Raw genomic sequence first — 23,419 nt, forward strand, 5'->3', positions numbered from 1 at the left:
CATCCGAGCATGACGGTCCTGCCTGACGACGGGCTTGAGCTGGCCGCCGAGTTCCCGGATTCCACCCACGAGCAGTGGCAGCGCCTCGTCGCGGGCGTGCTGCGCAAGTCGGGCAAGGACGTCGAGGGAGCTCAGGCCGAGGAAGCCCTGTCCACCGCGCTGGAGGACGGGCTGCGCACCCGTCCTCTGTACACCGCGCACGACGCCGCGCCCGAGCCGGGTCTCCCCGGGTTCGCCCCCTTCGTCCGGTCCGGCCGGCCGGAGGGGAACACGCTCGGGGGGTGGGACGTACGGCAGCGGCACGCGGTGGCCGACAACGGCGCGGTGCTCGCGGACCTGGAGAACGGCGTCACCTCCCTGTGGCTGGTCGTCGGCGAGGCGGGCATCCCCGTGTCGTCGCTGGGCCGGGTGCTCGACGGGGTCTATCTGGACCTCGCGCCGGTCGTCCTCGACGCCGGGACCGACGTCGAGCCGGCCGCGCGGGAGCTGCTGCGGCTGTACGAGGAGCGGGGCGTCGGCAAGGACGCGGCGCGCGGCAATCTGGGGGCGGACCCGCTCGGGCACGAGGCCCGTACCGGGCAGGCGTCGGACTTCGCGCCGGCCGCCGCGCTGGCGCGGCTGTGCGCCGAGGAGTACCCGGGGCTGCGGGCGCTGACGGTGGACGCGCTGCCGTACCACGAGGCGGGCGGTTCGGCCGCCCAGGAGCTCGGCGCCTCCCTCGCGACCGGTGTGGCGTATCTGCGGGCGCTGACCGAGGCCGGGCTGAGTGTCGAACAGGCCTGCGCCCAGCTGGAGTTCCGGTACGCGGCCACCGCCGACCAGTTCCTGACGATCGCCAAGCTGCGGGCCGCGCGCCGGCTGTGGGCCCGGGTGGCCGAGGTGTGCGGGGCGCCCGCCGCGGGCGCCCAGGTCCAGCACGCGGTGACCTCGCCGGTGATGATGACGCGCCGCGACCCGTGGGTGAACATGCTGCGCGCGACCGTCGCCACGCTGGCCGCGGGGGCGGGCGGGGCCGAGTCGGTCACCGTGCTGCCGTTCGACGAGGCGGTCGGGCTGCCGGACGCGTTCGCGCGCCGTATCGCCCGCAACACCTCCACGATCCTCATCGAGGAGTCGCACCTCGCCCGGGTGATCGACCCGGCGGGCGGCTCCTGGTACGTGGAGCGGCTCACGGACGAACTCGCCCGCGCGGGCTGGGAGTTCTTCCGGACGATCGAGCGCGACGGCGGCCAGGCGGCCGTCCTGCGCTCGGGCCGGATCCGCACCGATCTGGCGACGACCTGGGCGGAGCGCTCCAAGCGGCTCGCCAAGCGCCGCGAACCCATCACCGGGGTCAGCGAGTTCCCGTTCCTCGCCGAGAAGCCGGTCGTCCGGGAGAGCGCGCCGACCCCGCGCTCCGGCGGTCTGCCGCGGGTGCGCCGCGACGAGGCGTTCGAGGAGCTGCGGGCCCGCTCGGACGCCCATCTGGCCAGGGCCGGCTCCCGGCCGCGGATCTTCCTGGCGGCGCTCGGTCCGGCCGCCGCGCACACCGCGCGGCTGACCTTCGCCGCGAACCTCTTCCAGGCGGGCGGCATCGAGCCGGTCACCGAGGGCACGTTCGAGGAGAGCGGGGCCACGGAGGCCTGTCTGTGCTCCAGCGACGCGCTGTACGAGGAGCGGGCCGGGGCGGAGGCCGCGCGACTGAAGGCCGCCGGTGCCGCGCAGGTGTTCCTCGCCGGGCGTCCCGGGCCGTACCCGGATGTCGACGACCACGTCTTCGCGGGCTGCGACGCGGTCGCCGTCCTGTCCGCCACCCTCGACCGCATGGGAGTGTCCTGATGACCGCCCCTTCCGGCCCCTCCATCCCCGACTTCTCCGGGATCGAGCTGGGGACCCCGACCGTCGGCGCCGGGGCCGACGAGTGGCGTACGGCCGTGAAGAAGGCGGCGGGCGGGGACGATCTGCTCTGGGAGACGCCGGAGGGCATCGCGGTCCAGCCGCTGTACACCGGGCAGGATCTGGAGGGCCTGGACTTCCTGGGCACCCACCCGGGCATCGCCCCGTATCTGCGCGGCCCGTACCCGACGATGTACGTCAACCAGCCCTGGACGATCCGCCAGTACGCGGGTTTCTCCACGGCCGAGGAGTCCAACGCCTTCTACCGCCGCAACCTCGCGGCCGGCCAGAAGGGCCTGTCGGTCGCCTTCGACCTGCCGACCCACCGCGGCTATGACAGCGACCACCCGCGGGTGACCGGTGACGTCGGCATGGCGGGCGTGGCGATCGACTCGATCTACGACATGCGGCAGCTGTTCGACGGGATCCCCCTCGACAGGATGACCGTGTCGATGACGATGAACGGCGCCGTGCTGCCGATCCTGGCGCTGTACATCGTGGCGGCGGAGGAGCAGGGCGTACCGCCCGAGAAGCTGGCCGGGACCATCCAGAACGACATCCTCAAGGAGTTCATGGTCCGCAACACCTACATCTATCCGCCGAAGCCGTCGATGCGGATCATCTCCGACATCTTCGCGTACACCTCGCAGCGGATGCCCCGCTACAACTCCATCTCCATCTCCGGCTATCACATCCAGGAGGCCGGTGCGACGGCCGACCTGGAGCTGGCGTACACGCTCGCGGACGGCGTGGAGTACATCCGGGCGGGCCGGGAGGCGGGCCTGGACGTGGACGCGTTCGCGCCCCGGCTGTCGTTCTTCTGGGCGATCGGCATGAACTTCTTCATGGAGGTCGCCAAGCTGCGGGCGGCACGCCTGCTGTGGGCGAAGCTGGTGAAGCAGTTCGACCCGAAGAACACCAAGTCGCTGTCGCTGCGCACCCATTCGCAGACCTCGGGCTGGTCGCTGACCGCGCAGGACGTCTTCAACAACGTCACGCGGACCTGTGTGGAGGCCATGGCGGCGACCCAGGGCCACACCCAGTCGCTGCACACCAACGCCCTCGACGAGGCGCTCGCGCTGCCCACCGACTTCTCGGCGCGCATCGCCCGCAACACCCAGCTGCTGATCCAGCAGGAGTCCGGCACCACCCGGGTCATCGACCCGTGGGGCGGCAGCGCGTACGTGGAGAAGCTGACGTACGACCTCGCCCGCCGGGCCTGGCAGCACATCCAGGAGGTGGAGGCGGCGGGCGGCATGGCCAGGGCGATCGACGCCGGCATCCCCAAGCTGCGCATCGAGGAGGCCGCGGCCCGCACCCAGGCCCGGATCGACTCCGGCCGCCAGCCGGTCATCGGCGTCAACAAGTACCGCGTCGAGAACGACGAGGCGATCGACGTCCTCAAGGTCGACAACTCCTCCGTGCGCTCCCAGCAGATCGAGAAGCTGCGGCGGCTGCGCGCCGAGCGCGACGAGCGGGCCTGCCAGGACGCGCTGGACGCGCTGACCCGGGCGGCCGGCGGCGAGGGCAACCTGCTGGAGCTGGCCGTGGACGCGGCCCGCGCGAAGGCCACCATCGGCGAGATCTCCGACGCCCTGGAGAAGGTGTACGGGCGCCACGCAAGCCAGATCCGTACCATCTCCGGCGTGTACCGAACCGAAGCAGGCGAGTCCCCGTCCGTGGAGCGCACCCGCGCCCTGGTGGACGCCTTCGCGGAGGCCGAGGGCCGCCGTCCGCGCATCCTGGTCGCCAAGATGGGCCAGGACGGCCACGACCGCGGCCAGAAGGTGATCGCCACCGCCTTCGCCGACCTCGGCTTCGACGTCGACGTCGGCCCGCTGTTCCAGACCCCGGCCGAGGTGGCCCGGCAGGCCGTGGAGGCCGACGTGCACATCGTCGGCGTCTCGTCCCTGGCCGCCGGACACCTCACCCTCGTCCCGGCGCTGCGCGAGGCGCTCGCCGAGGAGGGGCGTGAGGACATCGTGATCGTGGTGGGCGGGGTCATCCCGCCGCAGGACGTGCCGACGCTCCTGGAGATGGGCGCGGCGGCCGTCTTCCCGCCCGGGACGGTGATCCCGGACGCGGCGCACGACCTGGTGGCGAGGCTGGGTGCCGACCTCGGGCACGAGCTGTGATCGATGTCGACACGTATGTGAAGGGTGTGCTCGACGGGAAGCGGGCGCTGATCGCCCGCGCGATCACGCTCGTCGAGTCCACCCGGCCCCAGCACCGGGCACTGGCCCAGGAGTTGCTGACCGCGCTGCTGCCGCACAGCGGCCGGGCGCGGCGGATCGGGATCAGCGGGGTGCCGGGGGTCGGCAAGTCGACGTTCATCGACGCCTTCGGCACGCTGCTGACCTCGCTGGGCCACCGGGTGGCGGTCCTGGCCGTCGACCCGTCCTCGACCCGTACGGGCGGCTCGATCCTGGGCGACAAGACCCGGATGGAACGCCTGGCGGTCGACCCGGCGGCCTTCGTACGGCCCTCCCCCAGCGCGGGCACCCTCGGCGGGGTCGCCAAGGCCACCCGGGAGTCGATGGTGGTGATGGAGGCGGCGGGCTACGACGTGATCCTCGTCGAGACGGTCGGCGTCGGCCAGTCCGAGACCGCCGTCGCCGACATGGTCGACTCCTTCCTCCTGCTCACCCTCGCCCGCACCGGCGACCAGCTCCAGGGCATCAAGAAGGGCGTCCTGGAGCTCGCCGACGTGATCGCCGTGAACAAGGCGGACGGCCCGCACGAACGCGACGCGAAGGCCGCGGCGCGCGAACTCTCCGGCGCCCTCCGGCTGATGCACGGCCCCGACCCGGCCTGGACCCCGCCGGTGCTCAGTTGCAGCGCCCGGGAGTCGACCGGCCTGGACACGGTCTGGGAACGCCTCGAACAGCATCGCGCGCTGCTGGACTCGACCGGCCGGCTGACCGCCAAGCGGCGGGACCAGCAGGTCGGCTGGACCTGGAGCATGGTCCGCGACGAACTCCTGGGCCGCCTCCACGCCGATCCCGCGGTACGGGCCCTGGCGCCGGACCTCGAACAGCGGGTACGGGAAGGCGAGTTGACGGCCACACTGGCGGCCGAACGGATCCTGAAGGCCTTCCAGGCGGAAAAATAGGGCCCAAAACCTCCCTCTCGAGAGGATGATGAGGTTGACCCCGTACTCCCTGGCGTTCTACATGGAAGTCGTCACTACCGGCACCTTGCTCGGCGTGGGCCCCGCGGACTCTCCCGACCGCGTCACCCGGGTCCTGGGGTCCGACTTCGCCGAGAACGTCTTCGGCGAGCGCAGCCTGAGCCGTGACTACGGCCTCGCCGAGTTCTACTGGGACCGCGCGGGTGCCGACCATCCCTGGTCGGGCAACCACTTCACCCTTCAGGTGCACCGGCTCGCGTACCGGGACCGCACTCTCGTCAACGAGACGATCCGCGCCCGGTACGGGCGGTTCACTCCCAGGCTTCGGTTCGAAAAGCTGAAACGCCTACTGGAGCGGCGCGGCGTCCCGCTTCTGGAGATCCCGGAATTCCCGGCGAACTCCCCGTACTTCCGCACTTTCTGGCAGCCCGATTCCGAAGTGGCTGTGTCAGTCATCGGTACCTACGGTGAGTACAGCACTCCGGACAATCTCCAGGTCGGCGACGTGTACAGCATCCGGGCCCCGATGGCTGCCGAGGAAGTGGAGTGGCGGAGGGCACAGGTCGGATAGCGCACGAAAAGGCCCCGCGAAAAGGCAGGGAGTTGTTCGCTCCCTGCCACTCTCAACCTATAGCACACGGGGGGTCTTGCGGCAAGACCCCCCGTGTCCTGCAGAATTTCCGGCCTGAGCCAGGAACCTGCGGAAACCGGGGGTATTTCGATGATCGACGTGATCGTGGTGGGCGGCGGACCGACCGGCCTGATGCTGGCCGCCGAATTGCGGCTGCACGACGTGCACGTGGTGGTGCTGGAGCGGCTGGCCGAGCCGACCCCGCAGTCCCGGGGGCAGGGCCTGCACGCGCGGAGCGTCGAGATCATGGACCAGCGCGGGCTGCTGGAGCGGTTCGCCGCGGTCAGCAAGAGGTTCTCGGTCGGGGGCCTGTTCGGCGGCATCGTCAAGCCGTGGCCTGACGGGCTGGACACGGCGCACCCGTACGGCCTCGCCCACCCGCAGCCGGTCACCGAGCGACTGCTGAACGAATGGGCCGTCGAGGTCGGCGCCGAGATCCGGCGCGGCTGCGAAGTGGTCGGGCTGAGCCAGGACGAGGAGGGGGTGTCGGTCGAGCTGGCGGACGGGACGCGGCTGCGTTCGCGCTACCTCGTCGGGTGCGACGGCGGCCGCAGCCTGGTGCGCAAGCAGCTCGGGGTCGGGTTCCCCGGTGAGCCCGCCACCGTGGAGACACTGCTGGGCGAGATGGAGCTGACGGAGGATCCCGCGAGGATCGACGCCGTGGTGGAGGAGGTCCGCAGGACCCAGCTGCGTTTCGGCGCGGCCCCCGTCGGCGAAGGGACGTACCGGGTCATCGTGCCCGCCGACGGGGTGGCCGAGGACCGGACGTCCCCGCCGACCCTGGAGGAGTTCGGGAAGCAGCTGCGGGCCTTCGCGGGCACCGACTTCGGGGCGCGCGCGCCGCGCTGGCTGTCCCGGTTCGGTGACGCCACCCGGCAGGCCGAGCGCTACCGCGTGGGGCGGGTGCTGCTGGCCGGCGACGCGGCGCACATCCATCCGCCGACCGGCGGGCAGGGGCTCAATCTCGGCGTCCAGGACGCGTTCAACCTGGGCTGGAAGCTGGCCGCCGAGGTCGCCGGGTGGGCGCCGGAAGGGCTGCTGGACAGCTATCACACCGAACGGCATCCGGTGGGCGCCCGGGTGCTGGACAACACCCGGGCGGCGATCACGCTGCTGGGGGCGGAACCGGGTCCGACCGCGCTGCGGGAGCTGTTCTCGAGGCTGATGGACTTCGAGGAGGTGAACCGGTACCTGACCGGGATGATCACCGCGGTCGAGGTCCGCTACGACGTCGGCTTCGGCGAGGGCGGCCACGACCTGCTCGGGCGGCGGATGCGGGACGTGGCGCTGAAGGAGCGGGGGCGCCTGTACGGGCTGCTGCACGGCGGGCGCGGGCTGCTGCTCGACAGCACCGGCCGGCTCTCGGTGGCGGGCCGGGCGGACCGGGTCGACCATGTCGTCGACGTCAGCGAGGAGGTGGACGTGCCCGCGGTGCTGCTGCGGCCCGACGGTCATGTGGTCTGGGTCGGCGAGGAGCAGGGGAATCTGGACGTGGCGCTGTCCAGGTGGTTCGGCGCCGCGGGCGGCTGAGACCTGGACCGGGACCGGCGCACCCCGCAGAATGTGAGCGCTCCCAGCACCCCCGTGCCGACGACCGGAAGTGAGCCGCCGCATGCAGAGCCTGACCAAACGACGGCTGTCCGCCGAGGAGTTGGACGCGCTGATGCGGGGGGCGACGGGTGCCGGGTGCCGGCTGGAGGCGGAGCTGACCGACGGCTGGTTCAACACCGCCTACCGGGTGCGGTTCGAGGACGGCCGCGCGGCGGTGGTGAAGCTCGCTCCGTCCGTCGGCACCCCCGTCCTGCGCTACGAGCGGGGCATCATGGCGACCGAGGCCGCGGTGTACCGGCGGCTCGCGTCGCTGTCCGACGGCGGGGTGCCGACCCCGGAACTGCTGTACGCGGGCGACGACTTCCTCGCGGTGTCCGTGCTGGACGGCACCCCGTGGGACAAGGCGGCCGACCGGCTGCCCGCCGCGGCCGAGAGCGCGCTGCGGCGCGAGCTGGGCGCGATCACCGCCCGGCTGCACACCCTGGTCTCCGAGGACGGCCGGTTCGGCTACCCGGCCCCGGAGTCCGGGCTGTCCGCTCCCGACTGGCGGACTGCGTTCACCGCCATGGTGGACGCGCTGCTGGAGGACGCCGACCACTGGCGGTCCGCACTCGGCGTGACACCGGCGGAGATACGGGCCCTGGTGGCGGCGGGCGCGGACGCGTTGGACGAGGTCACCCGGCCCTGTCTGGTCCACTTCGACCTGTGGCCGGGGAACATCTTCGTCGGCGTCGCCGACGAGGACGGGGCCGACGGCTCGGACGTCCGGATCACCGGTCTCATCGATCACGAGCGGGCCTTCTGGGGCGACCCGGCCGCCGAACTGATCTCCCTGGAGCTCGGCGGGGACGTCGGCCCGGACAGCGCTCTCGTCGCCGGTTACCGCGAGGCCGGCGGCCGGCTCGACTTCACCCCGGCGCTCCGTCACCGTCTGGCGCTCTACGGCCTCTATCTGGGGCTGTTGCTGGTCGTGGAGTGCGGACCGCGCGGATACGAGGGGGACCACGCCACCTGGTGCCGGGGCTTCCTGGCCGAGCGCGTGACCGCCCTGCGGGCGCTGGGCTAGGTCCGGTCCGGGGCCCGCTCAGGCAGTCGGTTCCGGCTCGGGCAGGCGGTCGGTCACGGTCGGGCGGGGCTGTCGTGTGCGGCGTTCGACGGCCTGCCCCCAGTATGTTCCGGTGACGATCAGCGCGGCTCCGAGAGCGGAGAGCGCGGTGAGGTGTTCGCCGCCGAAGCCGATGCCGACCAGGAGGGCCCAGACCGGTTCGGTCCCCAGCAGCAGACTCGCGCGGGTCGCCGAGGTGCGCTGCACCGCCCAGGTCTGCGCCAGGAAGGCGAACAGACCGCAGAACAGGGCCAGGTAGGCGAGCTGGGCCCAGGTGACGGCGTCGATGCGGGCGAGCTCCGGCAGCCCGGTCGCCGCGAAGGGCAGGAACAGGGCCGTGCCGACGACGACCTGCACGGTCGTCAGCTGCAGCGGTCGTATCGCCCGGCCCGTGGTGAGCCGTCCGACGAGCACCACATGGCCCGCCCGGACCACCGCCGCCGCGAGCATCAGCAGGTCTCCGGCGCCGGGCGCGCGCAGACCGGTGCCGGAGACGAGCAGGCCCACGCCCGCGACGCACACACCGGCGGCGAGGAAGAACGGGGGCGGCGGTCCGCCGGGGCGTCCGGCGCGGTCCAGCAGCGGGGTGAGGACGAGGGTGAGGCTGATGATCAGGCCCGCGTTCGCGGCCGTGGTGTGGGCGACGCCGTAGGTCTCCAGGACGAGGACGGCGGCCTGGGTGACCCCGAGCAGGGAGCCGCGCAGCGCCTCGTCCCGGGTGAGGGGGCCGGTCCTGCCGCGCACGGCGGCGACGGCGGCGACACTGGCGAGGGCGGACAGGGCGTAGCGAACGAAGAGGACGAGGAGCACCGGTGTGGTGGCCGTGGCCGTCTTCGCCGACAGGTAGCTGGAACCCCAGACGACGGCGACGGCCAGGAGCACCACGTCCGTACGACGGGTGGGTGGCATGGGATCCACCCTTGCGGAGCTGCATTTTGAAGTAAACAACCAGTTGCTATACGGACCCTTAAGCGAAGCTACACTGACGGGGTGGACGAGAGACAGCTGCGGGTGCTGCGGGAACTGGGCGAGCTGGGCAGCGTCACCGCGGCCGCCGAGGCGATGCGGGTGACGCCCTCGGCGATCTCGCAGCAGCTGCGGCTGCTCCAGCGGACGATTCCGGTGCCGCTCACCGAGCGCGACGGGCGGCGGCTGGTCCTCACGGCCGCGGGGCAGGCGCTGGCCGACGCGGCGATCGGGGTGGAGACCGCGCTGGCCCGGGCGCGCCAGGCCGTGGACGAGTTCGTCGAACGGCCCGACGGGGCGGTGTCGGTGGCGGCCTTCCACAGCGGCGCCGCCGCGTTCTTCCCGCTGCTGCTGCGCGCGCTGAGCACGCCGGGATCGCCGCGCGTCTCCCTCCACGACGAGGACGTGGCGCAGGACGACTTCCCGGCGCTGACCCGCCACTACGACCTCGTCCTCGCCCACCGGCTCGACCATGCGCCGCCCTGGCCGCGGACCGCGACGGCCACCCCGCTGCTGCGGGAACCCCTCGACATCGCGCTGCCCGCCGGCCACCCGCTGGCGGCCAAGCCCGCGCTGACGCCCCAGGACGTCGCCGGTGAGCCCTGGATCACCGTGCACGACGGCTTTCCGCTCATGGCCACCGTCGAGGCCGTCTCCGCCGCCGCCGGACGCAGGGTGGAGATCGTCCATCGCATCAACGAGATCGCGGTGGTCGCGGAGGTGGTGGCCGCGGGCGGCGGCGTCGCCCTGATGCCGCGCTGGACCTCCCGCCCCCACCCGGCGGTGGTACTGCGCCCGCTCAGCGGTATCCACGCCACCCGCCACATCGACGTACTGCACCGCCCCGAACGCGCGGCCCGCCGAGCCGTACGCACGGCCCTCACCGCACTGCGGCAGGCGGCGGAGACGGTAAGAAACCGCGACGGCGACCCGGCCCCGCCCGCGTAACCCGGGAAGCCGCAGCCCGGCCGGGAACCGTACGGCTCAGGCCGGGTCGCGCGGTGCCGGACCGCTGCTCTCGCGTACCACCAGCTTCGGCTCCAACACCGCCTCCCTCGGCTGGAGTTCGGGGTTCTCCAGCCGTTCGACGGCATAGCGCACGGCGTGTTCCGCCATCAGCACCGCGTCCTGGCGGACGGTGGTCAGGCCGATGGGCATGAGGTGGGAGAGGTGGCTGTCGTCGTAGCCGACGACGGACAGATCGCGGGGCACCTCGACGCCGGCCCGGGTCAGCGGCATCAGCAGGCCCATGGCGCAGCGGTCGTTGCCGGCGAGGACCGCGGTCGGCAGCGGCCGGCCCCGGTCGCGTTCGGCGAGGAGGGTGCGGCCGGCCTCGATGCCCGACACCTCGGTGTGGTCGCCGGGCAGGACCCGGGCCTCGGACTCCAGTCCGTGCCGGCGCATCGCTGCCCGGTAGGCGCGCCGGCGTTCGGCCGAGCCGGGGCCCTGGCCGCCGTCGATGTGCACGATCCGGCGGTGCCCCAGTTCGACGAGGTGCTCCATGGCCTGTCGTACGCCCTTGCCCTCGGCGGAGTGGACGAAGTCGACGTGGGCGTGGGGGACGCGGCGGCCGACGGAGACGGCGACCGTGCGGCGCCCCAGGTCGTGGAGGAACGCGGGCTCGACGAAGGAGCCGAGCAGGATCAGCGCCTCGCAGCGGTGGCTGAGCAGCGCCTCGACCGCCTTCTCCTCGCTGCGGCTGCGGGTGGAGCCCGACAACAGGACTTCGTAGCCGAGGCGTTCGGCCTCGGGGTAGATGCCCTCGATGAGGTTGGTGTGGAAGGTCTGCTGCACGGTGAACATCACGCCGAGGGTGCGGCTGCGGCCGCGGGCGAGCAGCCGGGCCGCACTGTCGGGCCGGTAGCCGATCTCGTCGGCGACCTTCAGCACCCGCTCACGGGTCTCCTCGCTGGCCCCCGGCTGGTTGCGGAACACGATCGAGACCAGCGCCCGCGAGACCCCCGCCTTCGCGGCGACGTCCGCCATCGTGGGCCGCTGCCTGCCCGAAGCGTTCACCTGAACCGATCCTCCCGTGTGCCCGGTCATCGTACTCGGCGCCGGTCAGGGCACCGCGGGGCCGGTGATCGGCCTGCCGTCGGCGTCGTAGGGCCAGACATTGGGGACACAGCCGTTCATGCCCTTGATCTGCTGCATCATCGCGGGCGCGGGTTTTCCGGCGCCGGGGCAGCCGACGTGACCGTGCTTGAGGAAGTGGCCGACCTCGTGGTTGATGATCAGCGCCCGGTAGGAGGGGACGTCCGCGGCGTAGACGGGGGTGGCCAGTTCCCAGCGCTCCAGGTTGACCATGACGTTCCCGAAGACGTTGCAGTTGAAGTCGCCGTGGGTGTCCAGCCCGCCCTCCAGGCAGATCTTGTCGACGGTGGCGGGGGTGGCCACCTTGACGACGAAGTCGGTGGTCCCGCTCGAGACCCGCTGGAAGGCGGAGACGCCGTCGGCGGTCCAGCCGCGCGGATCGGCCAGGATGTCCTCCACCTGCTCGGCCACGTCCGCGGTGGAGAGATCGAGCCCGGTCTCGACCTCGACCCGGTAGGTCAGCGGCTTCCCCTTGCCGACCCGGTCGCTGCCGCCGGACGCGGTGACGAAGGTGCCCGGGCCGGTCCTGGGGATGGGGACGGTGGTCCGGGAGGGGCTCGGGGAGGAGCCGGTCGCCGCCGCGCCGGACGAGGCCGACGAGGAGGCGCCGGGGCGCGGGGTGGTGCGGCCGGGGGTCGGCTCGGCCGGGTCGGAGGCGTTCGACCCGGAGCCGTTCGCCCCTGAGGCGTCCGCCCCGGAGGCGTTCGGCCCCGGGGCGCGCGGCTCGGAGGCGCTCGGTTCGGAGGCGCTCGGCCCGGCGCTCTCGGAGCTTCCCGCCCGTGCCGGTAAGTCCTTGCCGGCCGGCAGCGCCCATCCCACGGCGGCGAAGCCCGCGACCCCGAGGACGGTCGTCGCGGCGAGCCCGCCCCACAGCGGAGCCCTCCCCCTGCGCCGCGCGGAGGCGTGCGCGGGGCCGCGCCGACGGCGGCGGGGAGCGGAGGAGGGCCTTGCTTCATGTTCGGTCATCGGCAGCCAGACTGTGGATGTCATGTGAGAGGATCTGGCTCAGAGAGTAACGGACTCGTAACGAATGATCATCCTTACTATGTGATCATCCGGTAACAGTGGCCCGCCGGGGGACGGCCGCTCCCGATACTGAGCCCATGCCACGTGTTCTGCTGATCGAAGACGACCGCGCCGTCCGGGAAGGGGTCGCACTGGGGCTGCGCCGCCAGAGCCATGAGGTCGCCGCCGTCCCGACCGGGGAGGAGGGCATGGACCTGCTGCGGTCCTTCCGGCCCGATGTCGTCGTCCTCGATCTGATGCTGCCCGGCATGAGCGGCATGGACGTGTGCCGCGCCGTCCGCGCCGTCGACCAGACCCTGCCGATCATCATGGCGACCGCTCGGGGGGATGACGTGGACATCGTTGTCGGTCTGGAGGCGGGCGCGGACGACTACGTCGTCAAGCCCGTACAGGCCAGGGTGCTGGACGCGCGAATCCGCGCCGTGCTGCGCCGGGCGGGCGGGGCGGCCCCGGGCGACGGCGGGCTGCCGAAGATCGACACCTACGGGGACCTGGCCGTCGACCGGGCCGGGCTGTCCGTCACCGTGCGGGGCACCCCGGTCCAGCTCGCCCCGTCCGAACTCCGGCTGCTGCTGACCCTCTCCGCCTCGCCGGGGCAGGTGTTCAGCCGGCAGCAGCTGCTGGAGGCGGTCTGGGAGCACAGCTACCACGGCGACGCCCGGCTGGTGGACGCCTGTGTCAAACGGCTGCGCTCCAAGATGGGCGACCCGCCGCGCGAACCGCGCTACATCCAGACCGTCCGCGGCTTCGGCTACCGGTTCGCGGCGCGGTGAGACGCGCGGCGCGGGCGGAGACCCGCAGGACAGGGGCCACGAGCGTCCCCACCCCTCAGCCTCAGAAGCAGGCGTCCACTCCCCGGCACCGGGTCCGCACCCCGGCGAAGGCGGCGCGCACTCCTTCCCGGGTGGTGCTGCGCGGGCTGCGGGTGCGGCTCGTGGTGGCGTTCGGGCTGGTCGCCGCCCTGGCCACCACGACGACCGGGGCACTGACCTTCCGCGAGGCGCGCACCGGGGTGCTCCAGCAGAGCCAGGACACCGTGATCCGGCAGCTGCGCTCCCAGGTCAGCCGGATCGCCACGGGCATCGGCTACCCGCCCACCGAGGACATGCTCAACCAGTTCGCCTCCAACGTGGCACTCGCAGAGCCGTCCGGCACCTGGCGCGTCCTCGTCGTCTACGAGGGGCTCAGCGCGACCTCGGCGCCCGGCGACCGCTTCGGCGAGGTGTCGCCCGCCCTGCGCAAGGCCGTCCGCTCCAGTATGGCCACCGTCTTCCAGCGGGTGAACAGCGGTGGACGGACCTCCCTGGTCGTCGGCATGACGGTCGTCTTCGCCTCCGCCCAGGGCACGCAGACACCCACCGGGATCCAGGTCTTCCTGACCGTGCCCCAGACCGACGAACAGCGGTCCGTCGACGCGCTGGTCACGGCCATCGAACGGGCGACCGCGTCGGCCCTCGGTGTCGCCGTGCTGCTCGCCCTGTTCGCGGCGCGCGGGGTGCTGCGGCCGGTGCGGGCGCTGCGCCGGGCGACCCGGAGCATCGCCGAGGGCCGGCTCGACACCCGGCTCGACGTCAACGGCTCCGACGAACTCGCCGATCTGTCCCACACGTTCAACGAGACCGCGGCGGCGCTGGAACACTCCGTCGCCGAGCTGCGCGGCATGGAGGCGCGGGCCCGCCGATTCGCCTCGGACGTCTCCCACGAACTGCGCACCCCGCTGGCCGCCATGTCGGCGGTCACCGACGTGCTGGACGAGGAGGCCGCCCGGCTCGACCCGGACACGGCGGTCGCGGTGCGGCTCATCAGCGAGGAGACCGTGAAACTGGCCCGGCTGGTGGAGGACCTGATGGAGATATCCCGCTTCGACGCGGGGGCCGCGGAACTGCACCTGGACGAGATCGACCTCGCCGAGTCGATCCGGCGCACGGTCTCCTCCCGGGGCTGGTCGGACCTGGTCGAGACCCGGCTGCCGGGGCCCGACGAGCTGCGCGGCCGGGTCGATCCACGCCGACTGGACGTGGTCGTGGCCAACCTGGTCGGCAACGCCCTGCGGCACGGCGGCAGTCCGGTGCGTCTCACGCTGACCGAGGGCGGGCCGCACGCCACGCTGCGGCACGCGATCCTGGAGGTGGCCGACAGCGGGCCGGGCATCCCCGAGGACGTGCTGCCGTATGTCTTCGACCGCTTCTACAAGTCCGACAGCGCGCGCACCCGCACCGAGGGCAGCGGGCTGGGCCTGGCGATCACCGAGGAGAACGTACGGATGCACGGCGGCACGGTCCGCGCGGCCAACCACCCCGGCGGCGGCGCCGTCTTCACCGTGGAACTCCCGCTGCGGCGGGACGAGTCGGCGTGGGAGAACCTGTGACGAGACCGGTCCACCGAGCCGCGCTGCTCGTCGTCACCGCGGGACTCGCGCTCTCCGCCTGCGGCATCCCCTCGACCGGCGTGGTCGAGGCGGGCGGTCCCGCGAGCGGGATCACCGCGACGACCCCGCTCTACTTCGTCCAGGACGGCACCCTGGTCGCCGTCCTGCGCGCGGTCCCCGAGGCCGGGGACGCCGCGGTGGCCATCGAGCAGATGCTCGAGGGCCCGGACGTGGTGGAGCGGTCCAAGGGGTGGACCACGCAGGTGGCCCGGGCGGCGGAGCCCGCCTCCCTCTTCCCGACCCCCGAACCCGGGCAGCCCCAGGACGACCCGGTCGAACCGGACGCCAGGACGGCCCCCTCCGCGTCCGCGTCCGCCGCGGAGCCCGTACGGGCCACGGTGGAGGACAGCCGGGTGTCGGTCACCCTGCCGCAGGGGGTGTTCGCCGAACGCTCCGACCTGGCCCAGCGGCAGCTGATCTGCACGGCGGGCCGGGCCCGTCGCCTCGCCACGCGGGTCACGGAGCCGGTGACGGTGACCGTGACCGCCGCCGACGGCACGCGCGTCGAGGGCACCGACGAGGACTGCCCCGAACCGTAGGACGGCCCGAACGCGGTGGCGCCCGTGGTACCGGGGTACCACGGGCGGACCGAAGATTCCCCCGGGGGCCCAGGAATCGGGCCTCGCGCGCTCCTACCTTCGAACGCGTCACCGCGAGTCCGAGGCAGGAAAGGCCCATTCCCATGATCGAAGCGCGTGAGCTGACCAAGCGATACGGGGACAGGACGGCGGTCGACCACCTGAGCTTCTCGGTGAGGGCCGGCGAGGTCACCGCCTTCCTGGGGCCGAACGGGGCGGGCAAGTCCACCACGATGCGCATGATCATCGGACTGGACTCCCCCACCGCGGGCACGGTCACGGTCAACGGCCGGGCGTACGCCCGCCATTCGGCCGCATGCTGATCGAGGGCACCCCGGGCCTGGACTCGGTCGGCGAGGCGGCGCACGGCGCCGAGGCCGTCCGGCTGGCCGCGGAACTGCGCCCCGACGTCGTCCTCATGGACGTCCGGATGCCCGGCATGGACGGCCTGGAGGCCACCCGCCGGATCGTCGCGGGCGGCGGCCGCACCCGCGTCCTCATCGTGACCACGTTCGACCTGGACGAGTACGCGTACGAAGGGCTGCGGGCCGGTGCCAGCGGCTTCCTGCTCAAGGACGCGCGCCCCGAGGAACTCGTCGCGGGCATCCACGCCGTAGCGACCGGCGACGCCGTCGTCGCCCCGAGCCTGACCCGGCGACTGCTGGACGCGTACGCCCATCAGGTCCTCGCGCCCGGCGGGGCACCCGTGGCGGAGGATCCCCGGCTGCGGACGCTCACCGACCGCGAGCGCGAGGTCCTCGTCGCCATCGGGCAGGGCTGGACCAACACCGAGATCGCCGAACGGCTCGTCCTCACCGAGTCCACCGTGAAGAAGCACGTCGGCCGCGTCCTCGCCAAGATCGGCGCGCGGGACCGCATCCAGGCCGTGATCACGGCGTACGACGCGGGGCTGGTCCGGGCGAGGTCGTGACCGGGAGCGTACCGGCGCACCGGCGCCCGCCTGTGCTGCACGAGGACGCCACGGGGTGTGGCAGGCGGACCTGCCCCGGAAGCCGCCCCTATGGTGGCCGGATGTGCTGGAGTGCGACGGCCGATCTGGTGGCGGGTACCGGGATCGCGGCCGTCGGGGCGGCCTCGGTCCTGCGGGTGCGGGAGAGCCGCGATCTGCCGCTCGCCGCGCTGCCGCTCCTGCTCGGGGCCCATCAGATCGTCGAGTCGGCCGTCTGGCACCGGGGCGGGGGCGGCGGGACCGCGACCGTTCTCTGGGCCGTCGTCGCCCTGCCGCTGCTGGCGGTGTGGGTGCCCGCCGGGGTGTGGTGCGCGGCCGGGCCGCCCGCCCGTCCCCGGCTGACCGTGCCCCTCGCGGTGGGGACCGCGACCGCCGCGGTCCTCGCGTACGGGCTGGCCACCGGCCCGGTGACGGCCGAGATCCACGGCCGTACGATCGGCTACGCGTTCGACCTCCCCCGTCCGCCGCTCCTCGTCGTGGGCTATCTGCTGGCCACCGTGGGATCCCTGCTTCTCTCCGGCGACCGGCGGCTGTCCCTGCTGGGCCTGCTCGTCGCCGTCGGCGCGCTGGTGTGCTGGGCACTGTGGCGGCTGGAGTTCGTCTCGACCTGGTGCGCGCTGGCGGCCGTGTGCTCGGTGGTGCTGTTCGACTGGACGCGCACCCGGCCCCCCGCCGAGACGCCCGGCATGCCGGTCGCCTGAGTCCCGCCCGGCGTGCGCGGGGCCGTGGCCCGGTGGAGGCTGTGCAGCATGGCGGGCAAGCGGAAGCGCGATGACGGGACGGACGACGTGGAGGCGGTGCTCGACGGGCTCTACACCACCCCGCCGGCCGGTTTCGTGGCGCGCCGCGAGGAACTCGCGATGGCCGCCCGGACGGCGGGCCGGGCGGAGGACGCCCGGCGGATCCACGAGGCCCGCCGGCCCACCCTCGCCGCCTGGGCCGCGAACCTGCTCCTGCGGTCACAGCCCGAGGAGAGCCACCGGTTCCTGGAGCTGGGGCAGGCGCTGCGCACGGCCCACCGGGAACTGGACCCGGCCGGGGTCAGGGAGCTGTCCGCCCAGCGCCGCACGATCGTCGCCGCGCTGACCCGTCGGACGTCCGACCTCGCGCGCGACGCCGGACAGCGGCTGTCGGCCGCCGTGCTGACGGAGGTCACGGCCACCTTGCAGGCCGTGCTCGCCGACCCCGACGCGGCGGACCGGTGGGCCACCGGCCGCCTGCACAGCGCCCTCGTCCCGCCGTCGGGCTTCCCGTCGGGGCCCGTCCGGGAAGGCGCCGTCCGCAGCAGGCCGCCGCACCCTCCCCGTACGGATCGTACGGACGAGCTCGCCCGGCGGCGCCGGGAACGTCTCACCCGGGCCCGCCGGGAAGCGGAGGCCGCCGCACGGAAGCTCGACGACCGGCGCGCGGACCACACCGACGCCGAGACGGCCGTAGAACAGGCACGGGACCGGCGCGGTCGGGCCCAGCGGGAGGTGGACGAGGCGGAGGAGTCGCTGCGGCGGGCTCGGGAGGCACTGCGGACGGCGGCCGACGAGGAACAGCGGGCCGACGAGCGGCACCGCACCACGGCCGACGCGCTCGCCCGCGCCGACCGGGAGGCGCGACGGACCTCCCGGGAGGCGGAACGTCTCGAACCCTCTCCCGAAGAGCAGGAGTAGGGGGTGGTCCCCGCTCCCGGCCGCCCGGGGAGGCAGGATGGGGGCATGAGCGTAGTCAAGATCAACGTACTGACCGTCCCGGCCGCGCAGCGGGAGACCCTGGAGAAGCGGTTCGCCGCGCGGGCGCACGCCGTGGAGAACTCGGACGGGTTCGAGTGGTTCGAGCTGCTCCGCCCGGTCGAGGGCACCGACACCTATCTCGTCTACACGCGCTGGCGTGACGAGGAGTCGTTCCAGGCGTGGATGGAGGGCTCGATGAAGTCCGCGCACCGGGGCGGCGCGGAGGGCGAGCAGGCCAAGCCCGCCGCCTCGGCCGCCACCCTCTGGTCCTTCGAGGTGGTCCAGCAGGCGGCGCCGAAGGGCGAGTAGGCGGTGGAGCCGGTGGGTGGACGGGTGCCGTCCACCCACCGGTCGCGGTCATCCCTCGTACCCACCGTTCACGGTCATCCGTCGTACACGGCGATCTCGGTCATGGTCGGCGTGTACTGCTCCGTGGCGATCTTCCCGGTGAGCGCCACCCGCAGCCGGGAGGTGGTGACGGTGCCGAAGCCGGTGACGGTGAGGTCATGGCCGATGCCGGTGTCCCGGCTCGCGAACGTCACCCATGCCCCCGTCCCGGCGTCCCACCGCTGCAGCGCGAAGGTGCGCACCCTCGGGTTGGTGCCGGAGTCGGTGTACTCGTCCAGATAGACCTGGTCGAAGGTGGTGTTCGCGCCGAAGTCGATGTCGAGGGTGACCGGGTAGGCCGCGTCGTCGGCCGCCGCCCAGCGGGTGGTGAGGCTGCCGTCGGTGAGTCTGTCGGCGGTGAGGGTGCCGTTCGCCCCGGGGTGGGTGGAGCTGGCGGTGACGGGTTTGCCGAGCGCGAGGTCGACGCGCTGGTCCGTCTCCTCCTCGACGGGGTCGTCGTCGACGGGGTTCTCCACCCTGGTGCCGACGGGGCGCTCGGCGATGCCGATGTCCGGGGCGGTGCCGTAGTAGAGGTGGGTGCCGAGGAAGTCCTCGGTGCCGAGGTGCGGGTTGTACCGACCGGCGTCGATCAGCGGCGAGTCGGCGCGGAGCGCGAAGTGCGCCGCCGCCTCCCGGATCCGGTTCACGCCCAGTCCGGTGAGGTAGTCGTCGGGGTCGCCGACGAATCCCGGGTCGGCCCGCAGCCCTCTCGGGTCGGCGGGCTCCTGCGGGGAGTGGGTCCCGCTCGCCTCGTAGTAGTCGTTGTGGGAGAACACCGCCTGCCGCAGCGCGCCCGTACGCCGGTACCAGGGTGTCGCGGTCGTGGTCGAGGTGTTGTGGAAGACGTTGTTGAGGAAGTAGACGCGGCTCAGGAACGTCTCGTCGTGGACGTAGTCGAGGTCCGCGCCGTCGTAGACGAAGGTGTTGTTGGTGAAGTAGGTCGGCGAGTAGTTCGTCGACAGCATGTTCTTCACCAGGACGCCGTTGTCGTTGACGCTGAGGTTGTAACGGGCCACGGAGCCTGAGCTGTTGCCCATGTAGGCCATCCAGCCCGCCGCGTTGTCGTGCGAGTAGTTGAACTGGTACGTGACGTTGAAGTTGGTGTACTCCAGGTCCCAGGGCGTGCCGTCGTACTCGTTGTCCGGGCCGCCGTAGACCTCGTTGTACTGCATGACGGAGTCGGCGCCCGCCCACAGATAGAGCGCGCAGGACACCGCGTCATAGCGTTTGAGGAAGCCGTTGACCTCGTTGTACTCGACCGTCATGTTCTTGGTGTCGGCGAGCTGGATCGCGCCCTGGCCGATGCTCTCGGCGTAGTTGTGGCCGATGTAGACGTCACGGCTGTAGAGGTCGCGGGTACGGACCCACAACTGCTCCCAGCCTTCGTGCCACTTGCCGCTCTCGTCGTACTGCCCGGCGTCCGTGCCGTCGGCGGCGAACCAGTTGAACGCGAACTGGACGGCGTGCAGTTCGACGTTCTCGAAGGTGTTGTTCTCGATCCGGACGTCCTTGAAGTAGTAGCCGCCGGTGCCGTACTGCTTGTAGTTCCTGCTGCCGAAGACCTGGAAGTCCACGGCGCCGTAGTGGATCTTCTGCCAGCTGCTGGGGCCGTCCAGGTGGTGGACGTGGACGTTCGAGATCCGGAAGTGGTCCATGACGCTGTCCGCGCCGCTCGCCAGCAGATCGGCGTTGATGGACACCATGATGCCGTCGCGGACGTACGTCCCCGAGGTGATGTCCGTGGCGAAGTCGTCGTCGTTGGACAGCTCGACGTTGTCGATGTCCCAGTACTGCTGGTTGCGCAGCACGATGGCGCCGGTCAGTCCGACGGTGGCCGGGTTCTTGGTGCCGTCGGACCTGAAGGGGCTGGGGACCTTGCCGTTGGTCGCGATGTAGGGGCGGCGGGCGTTCGGATCGCCGTACGCCGAGATGGTGATCGGCTTTCCCGCGCTGCCGGATCCCTTGGGCCACAGCTGCTGGTCCGGCCACTGCTCGCCGGCCTTGAGCAGGATGCGGTCGCCGGGGGCGAACGTCGTCGCGGTGGCCTTGGCGAGGGTACGCCAGGCGGTCGCCGGGGAGGTGCCGGCGGCGGTGTCGCGGCCGAGCGTGGCGTCGAGGTAGTAGTCCTTGCCGCCGGTGGTGTTGGGGGTGTTGCCCGGCCAGGCCGCCTCGAGGGCGGTGCGGGAGGGGGCGTGGTGGCGGGTGGTGGCGGCGTGGGCCGCGGGGACGAGCGCTCCGACGAGCAGGGCGGCGAGCAGGGCGACGAAGCCCGCGTACAGCGTCCGTGGGCGGCGGGGTGGTCCGGTGTCGACGGGTCTCATGGCTGCACTTCCTCCGCTTTGATGGCGTCCACCGCCGAGGTGTCGACATCGATGTCGCTCCGGTCGACACGGCGCTGGAGGTACTGGTCGAACTTCTCCTGGACGAGGGACTGCCGTATGCGCCGGGAGTAGGCGGCGAACGCCTTGTCCTCGTCGACCTTCCTGCCGTCGAGCTCGTAGTAGGTGATCTGGCCGGTGCCCCGGACGGGGGCCGAGATCCCGCCCGGCGCGAGCTTGCCGAGCACGGCCGCGAGGTCCTGGTCATGGGCGTTCGGTCCGCCGGAGGCGCCTGGGTCGTACGTCGCTCTCGTCAGCCGCGCGCCGGGTTCCGCGTCGGCTACGGCGGCGAGGCTGCCGGCCGCGCGCACCCTGCGCTGCAGACTCTCGGCGGAGGTTCCCTTCCGTACGGGTACGACGAGTCGGGCGTACGTGTACGTGGTGGCGTTGGCGCTCCAGTCGTCGCGGTCGGCGTCGAAGGCGCGGCGGACCTCGGCGTCGGTCACGTGCAGCGGCGCGTCGGCGCCCTTGCCGAGCCGCTGTTCGAGGGCCGTGGTGAGTGCGGTGAGGCGGTGCGTGTAGTACTCCTCGGCGGAGAACCGCGCGACGCCGTACACGGTCCGCCCCGCCGCCATGGCCTGGGCCCGGGAGTCGTTCTCGTCGTCCAGGTCGGCGAGGAACGCCCTGTGGTCGACGGAGTCGACCAGCCCCTGCTCCTTCGCGAGGACGAGGAGGGTCTTGTCGTGCCGGATCTCCTCCAGCGCCCGGTCCTCCAGCCGCTGGAGCGCGGTCCTGCCGCCGACCTCGGTGTTCCAGGTGGGGGTGCCCACCAGGCTGTACCGGGTGCGCAGCTCGTTCTGCACGGTCGGGGCCAACCGGCGCATGTGGAAGAGGAGTTCGGCCCGGGTCACCGGGTGTCCGGCCACGGTGGCCACGTCGTCGGAGGAGTCGTGGCCGAGGGCGGCGGCCAGGGTGACGGCCAGCGCGGCGAGGAGCACACAGGCGCCGGTGACGCCGAGGATCAGGCGCTTCACGACGCCGCTCCGACGGCCGCGACGCGGTCGACGACGGGTGTGTCCCGCGTCTGCGGTATCTCCACGACCACCGCGTCCACCTCGACGGGCGCGAAGGTGAGGATGCGCCGGTGGCCGACCGCGTGCGCCTCGGCGAGCGTCGTCCACCGGCCGTCCCGGTGCCGGCCCCGGACCACGAGGTGCTCGATGCGCTGGCCCTGGGCGATGTCCTCGCCCACGACGACCGCTTCGACGGCTCGGGGTCCCGCGAAGGACAGGGTGACGGCCGGCCGTGGATCCGCCGCGTCGGGCCGCCACCCGGTCGCGAGCGCGTCCGCGGCGCCGGACGACACGGTCACGGTCGCCTCGATGCGTCGGGCCCCGAAGTCCGCTATGTGCCGCCCCAGTTGCGCCAGCACGGTCACGTCGGCGTCCCGGAGCCGGCCGTCCCGGGCGGGCGGAACGTTCAGCAGGAAGCAGGAGTTGCCGCCGACGGCCCGCAGATAGATGGCGAACAGCTCTTCCGCGGACCGTACTCGGGCGTCCTCGGCCGGGTGGTGGAACCAGCCGGGACGGATCGAGGTGTTGACCTCGGCCGGGTACCAGACCAGGTCGTCCTCGTGTCCGGCGAGCGCGGCCCGGCTGCCGAGGTCGCGGTCGTCGCTGCGGACCAGCCGGGCGAAGCCGGTGTCGTCGGCGTGTTGGGAACGGTCGGCGGTGCGTTCGGCGTCCTGGAGGGCGCGCGGGACGACGCTCCACTCGTCGGGGCGGGTCTCCCCCGCCTCGTTGCCGCACCAGCGGACGTCGGGGCCGCACACGCTGATCACCGCGTCCGGCTGGAGTTCCCGGACGACCGCGTAGTACCGGTCCCAGTCGTAGACCTGCCGCTTGCCGTTCGGGCCCTCGCCGTTGGCGCCGTCGAGCCATACCGAGAACAACGGCCCGTAGCGGGTGAGGAGTTCGGTGAGCTGGGCGACGTAGAAGTCGTCGTAGGCGGTCCCGGAGCCGTAGGTGGCCTCGGTGCGGTCCCACGGGGAGAGGTAGATCCCGAACCGCAGCCCGTGCCGTCGCGCCGCCTCGGCGACCTCCGCGACCACGTCGCCCTGTCCGCCGCGCCAGGGCGAGGAGGCCACCGAGTGGTCGGTGACGTCGCTCGGCCAGAGGCAGAAGCCGTCGTGATGCTTGCAGGTGAGGATCACGCCGGTCATCCCGGCGCGCTTGAGGGCACCGACCCATTGCTCGGCGTCGAGGGAGGCCGGGTCGAAGAGGGCCGGGTCGTCATGGCCCTCGCCCCACTCCCGGTCCGTCATCGTGTTCATCCCGAAGTGCAGGAAGCCGTAGAACTCCATGGCCTGCCAGGCGAGTTGGCGGGGGCTCGGCCGGACGGCGGCCAGTTCGCGGCCGGTCGCGGCGGGCGCGTTCACCGGAACCGCCGGTTGTATGCGGCGAGCAGGGCCAGCAGACCGGCCAGTCCGGCGAGCATGACCAGGAGATGTCCCCACCCGGCGGTCGTACGGGCGGTGACGACGAGCGCGACACAGGCCGCCGCGACGAGCGTACGGGCGGCGACCAGGAGTGCCGTACGCGTCGATTCCTTCATGTCCATGGTCCTTCCGCTGGTGTGGC

The 23,419-nt window shown here is 72.6% G+C and carries 21 protein-coding genes and 1 pseudogene; 15 read left to right on the forward strand and 7 right to left on the reverse strand.

Annotation, left to right across the window (positions count from 1 at the left end; genetic code table 11):
* Positions 1 to 9 precede the first annotated feature (9 nt).
* The 6 genes from ABZ464_RS26655 (at position 10) to ABZ464_RS26680 (ending at position 8,253) form a co-directional block, all read left to right on the forward strand.
* Entirely contained in the window at positions 10 to 1,818 is a 1,809-nt protein-coding gene (locus ABZ464_RS26655) for a methylmalonyl-CoA mutase subunit beta (RefSeq protein ID WP_359280409.1), read from the forward strand.
* On the forward strand, positions 1,818 to 4,010 hold the full coding sequence (scpA, locus tag ABZ464_RS26660) for a methylmalonyl-CoA mutase (protein ID WP_359280410.1): 2,193 nt from the start codon (positions 1,818 to 1,820) through the stop codon (positions 4,008 to 4,010). Before ABZ464_RS26655 ends, scpA begins: the two co-directional genes overlap by 1 nt.
* A complete protein-coding gene (gene meaB / locus ABZ464_RS26665; protein ID WP_359280411.1) occupies positions 4,007 to 4,987 on the forward strand; it encodes a methylmalonyl Co-A mutase-associated GTPase MeaB in 981 nt (326 codons plus the stop codon). The genes scpA and meaB overlap by 4 nt, the downstream gene beginning before the upstream one ends.
* A gap of 34 nt (positions 4,988 to 5,021) precedes the next feature.
* Positions 5,022 to 5,576 (forward strand): hypothetical protein, encoded by a 555-nt coding sequence (locus ABZ464_RS26670; RefSeq protein ID WP_359280413.1) that lies wholly within the window; start codon positions 5,022 to 5,024, stop codon positions 5,574 to 5,576.
* A gap of 150 nt (positions 5,577 to 5,726) precedes the next feature.
* Positions 5,727 to 7,166, forward strand: a complete 1,440-nt coding sequence (gene rox / locus ABZ464_RS26675) for a rifampin monooxygenase (protein WP_359280415.1) — start codon at positions 5,727 to 5,729, stop codon at positions 7,164 to 7,166.
* Positions 7,167 to 7,248: 82 nt separating this feature from the next.
* Positions 7,249 to 8,253 (forward strand): aminoglycoside phosphotransferase family protein, encoded by a 1,005-nt coding sequence (locus tag ABZ464_RS26680; protein ID WP_359280417.1) that lies wholly within the window; start codon positions 7,249 to 7,251, stop codon positions 8,251 to 8,253.
* 18 nt (positions 8,254 to 8,271) lie between these two features.
* Here the strand turns inward: ABZ464_RS26680 and ABZ464_RS26685 are convergent, their stop codons facing one another.
* Entirely contained in the window at positions 8,272 to 9,201 is a 930-nt protein-coding gene (locus ABZ464_RS26685) for a DMT family transporter (protein WP_359280419.1), read from the reverse strand.
* A gap of 81 nt (positions 9,202 to 9,282) precedes the next feature.
* Here ABZ464_RS26685 and ABZ464_RS26690 point away from each other — a divergent pair, with 81 nt between their 5' ends.
* Complete coding sequence (locus ABZ464_RS26690; protein WP_359280422.1) at positions 9,283 to 10,206, forward strand: LysR family transcriptional regulator; 924 nt, start codon at positions 9,283 to 9,285, stop codon at positions 10,204 to 10,206.
* A 36-nt stretch (positions 10,207 to 10,242) separates the two neighbouring features.
* Here the strand turns inward: ABZ464_RS26690 and ABZ464_RS26695 are convergent, their stop codons facing one another.
* Together ABZ464_RS26695 and ABZ464_RS26700 are read right to left on the reverse strand one after the other, a co-directional pair.
* Positions 10,243 to 11,244, reverse strand: coding sequence for a LacI family DNA-binding transcriptional regulator (locus tag ABZ464_RS26695; protein ID WP_359280490.1), 1,002 nt, complete (start codon positions 11,242 to 11,244; stop codon positions 10,243 to 10,245).
* Between the two features lie 75 nt (positions 11,245 to 11,319).
* On the reverse strand, positions 11,320 to 12,318 hold the full coding sequence (locus tag ABZ464_RS26700) for a DUF3152 domain-containing protein (protein WP_359280424.1): 999 nt from the start codon (positions 12,316 to 12,318) through the stop codon (positions 11,320 to 11,322).
* A 137-nt stretch (positions 12,319 to 12,455) separates the two neighbouring features.
* Here ABZ464_RS26700 and ABZ464_RS26705 point away from each other — a divergent pair, with 137 nt between their 5' ends.
* The 8 genes and pseudogenes from ABZ464_RS26705 to ABZ464_RS26740 all read left to right on the forward strand — a co-directional run bounded on the left by ABZ464_RS26705 (position 12,456) and on the right by ABZ464_RS26740 (position 18,384).
* Positions 12,456 to 13,151: a response regulator transcription factor gene (locus ABZ464_RS26705; protein ID WP_359280426.1), complete on the forward strand. Its 696-nt coding sequence runs from the start codon at positions 12,456 to 12,458 to the stop codon at positions 13,149 to 13,151.
* Between the two features lie 161 nt (positions 13,152 to 13,312).
* Positions 13,313 to 14,746 (forward strand): HAMP domain-containing sensor histidine kinase, encoded by a 1,434-nt coding sequence (locus ABZ464_RS26710; protein ID WP_359280492.1) that lies wholly within the window; start codon positions 13,313 to 13,315, stop codon positions 14,744 to 14,746.
* Entirely contained in the window at positions 14,743 to 15,345 is a 603-nt protein-coding gene (locus ABZ464_RS26715; protein ID WP_359280428.1) for a hypothetical protein, read from the forward strand. The genes ABZ464_RS26710 and ABZ464_RS26715 overlap by 4 nt, the downstream gene beginning before the upstream one ends.
* A gap of 143 nt (positions 15,346 to 15,488) precedes the next feature.
* Positions 15,489 to 15,698, forward strand: a pseudogene (locus ABZ464_RS26720) (ATP-binding cassette domain-containing protein); the annotation flags it as partial.
* 2 nt (positions 15,699 to 15,700) lie between these two features.
* Positions 15,701 to 16,315 (forward strand): response regulator transcription factor, encoded by a 615-nt coding sequence (locus ABZ464_RS26725; RefSeq protein WP_359280430.1) that lies wholly within the window; start codon positions 15,701 to 15,703, stop codon positions 16,313 to 16,315.
* A 101-nt stretch (positions 16,316 to 16,416) separates the two neighbouring features.
* The gene (locus ABZ464_RS26730; protein WP_359280431.1) at positions 16,417 to 17,055 is read left to right on the forward strand and encodes a DUF6629 family protein; all 639 of its coding nucleotides are present in this window, start codon (positions 16,417 to 16,419) and stop codon (positions 17,053 to 17,055) included.
* A gap of 48 nt (positions 17,056 to 17,103) precedes the next feature.
* Positions 17,104 to 18,015: a hypothetical protein gene (locus tag ABZ464_RS26735; protein WP_359280433.1), complete on the forward strand. Its 912-nt coding sequence runs from the start codon at positions 17,104 to 17,106 to the stop codon at positions 18,013 to 18,015.
* Between the two features lie 45 nt (positions 18,016 to 18,060).
* Positions 18,061 to 18,384: an antibiotic biosynthesis monooxygenase gene (locus ABZ464_RS26740; protein ID WP_359280434.1), complete on the forward strand. Its 324-nt coding sequence runs from the start codon at positions 18,061 to 18,063 to the stop codon at positions 18,382 to 18,384.
* 74 nt (positions 18,385 to 18,458) lie between these two features.
* Here ABZ464_RS26740 and ABZ464_RS26745 read toward each other — a convergent pair whose 3' ends face one another.
* The 4 genes from ABZ464_RS26745 to ABZ464_RS26760 are packed head-to-tail and all read right to left on the reverse strand — an operon-like array spanning position 18,459 to position 23,393.
* A complete protein-coding gene (locus ABZ464_RS26745; RefSeq protein WP_359280436.1) occupies positions 18,459 to 20,783 on the reverse strand; it encodes a discoidin domain-containing protein in 2,325 nt (774 codons plus the stop codon).
* Positions 20,780 to 21,814: a peptidyl-prolyl cis-trans isomerase gene (locus ABZ464_RS26750; RefSeq protein WP_359280438.1), complete on the reverse strand. Its 1,035-nt coding sequence runs from the start codon at positions 21,812 to 21,814 to the stop codon at positions 20,780 to 20,782. Before ABZ464_RS26750 ends, ABZ464_RS26745 begins: the two co-directional genes overlap by 4 nt.
* Positions 21,811 to 23,217, reverse strand: coding sequence for an alpha-L-fucosidase (locus ABZ464_RS26755; protein ID WP_359280439.1), 1,407 nt, complete (start codon positions 23,215 to 23,217; stop codon positions 21,811 to 21,813). The genes ABZ464_RS26750 and ABZ464_RS26755 overlap by 4 nt, the downstream gene beginning before the upstream one ends.
* Complete coding sequence (locus tag ABZ464_RS26760; RefSeq protein WP_359280441.1) at positions 23,214 to 23,393, reverse strand: hypothetical protein; 180 nt, start codon at positions 23,391 to 23,393, stop codon at positions 23,214 to 23,216. The genes ABZ464_RS26755 and ABZ464_RS26760 overlap by 4 nt, the downstream gene beginning before the upstream one ends.
* Between the last annotated feature and the right edge of the window lie 26 nt (positions 23,394 to 23,419).

This window comes from Streptomyces sp. NPDC005820 (genome assembly GCF_040630255.1).
Lineage (GTDB): Bacteria > Actinomycetota > Actinomycetes > Streptomycetales > Streptomycetaceae > Streptomyces.

What these genes read in the sequence shown, in the direction of transcription:
- rox (WP_359280415.1), top strand. Translation starts at nt 5,727, where the DNA reads ATGATCGACGTGATCGTGGTGGGCGGCGGACCGACCGGCCTGATGCTG.
- ABZ464_RS26685 (WP_359280419.1), bottom strand. Translation starts at nt 9,201, where the DNA reads ATGCCACCCACCCGTCGTACGGACGTGGTGCTCCTGGCCGTCGCCGTC.
- ABZ464_RS26730 (WP_359280431.1), top strand. Translation starts at nt 16,417, where the DNA reads ATGTGCTGGAGTGCGACGGCCGATCTGGTGGCGGGTACCGGGATCGCG.
- ABZ464_RS26695 (WP_359280490.1), bottom strand. Translation starts at nt 11,244, where the DNA reads ATGGCGGACGTCGCCGCGAAGGCGGGGGTCTCGCGGGCGCTGGTCTCG.
- ABZ464_RS26725 (WP_359280430.1), top strand. Translation starts at nt 15,701, where the DNA reads ATGCTGATCGAGGGCACCCCGGGCCTGGACTCGGTCGGCGAGGCGGCG.
- scpA (WP_359280410.1), top strand. Translation starts at nt 1,818, where the DNA reads ATGACCGCCCCTTCCGGCCCCTCCATCCCCGACTTCTCCGGGATCGAG.
- ABZ464_RS26745 (WP_359280436.1), bottom strand. Translation starts at nt 20,783, where the DNA reads ATGAGACCCGTCGACACCGGACCACCCCGCCGCCCACGGACGCTGTAC.
- ABZ464_RS26655 (WP_359280409.1), top strand. Translation starts at nt 10, where the DNA reads ATGACGGTCCTGCCTGACGACGGGCTTGAGCTGGCCGCCGAGTTCCCG.
- ABZ464_RS26740 (WP_359280434.1), top strand. Translation starts at nt 18,061, where the DNA reads ATGAGCGTAGTCAAGATCAACGTACTGACCGTCCCGGCCGCGCAGCGG.
- ABZ464_RS26680 (WP_359280417.1), top strand. Translation starts at nt 7,249, where the DNA reads ATGCAGAGCCTGACCAAACGACGGCTGTCCGCCGAGGAGTTGGACGCG.
- ABZ464_RS26705 (WP_359280426.1), top strand. Translation starts at nt 12,456, where the DNA reads ATGCCACGTGTTCTGCTGATCGAAGACGACCGCGCCGTCCGGGAAGGG.
- ABZ464_RS26760 (WP_359280441.1), bottom strand. Translation starts at nt 23,393, where the DNA reads ATGAAGGAATCGACGCGTACGGCACTCCTGGTCGCCGCCCGTACGCTC.
- ABZ464_RS26735 (WP_359280433.1), top strand. Translation starts at nt 17,104, where the DNA reads ATGGCGGGCAAGCGGAAGCGCGATGACGGGACGGACGACGTGGAGGCG.
- ABZ464_RS26700 (WP_359280424.1), bottom strand. Translation starts at nt 12,318, where the DNA reads ATGACCGAACATGAAGCAAGGCCCTCCTCCGCTCCCCGCCGCCGTCGG.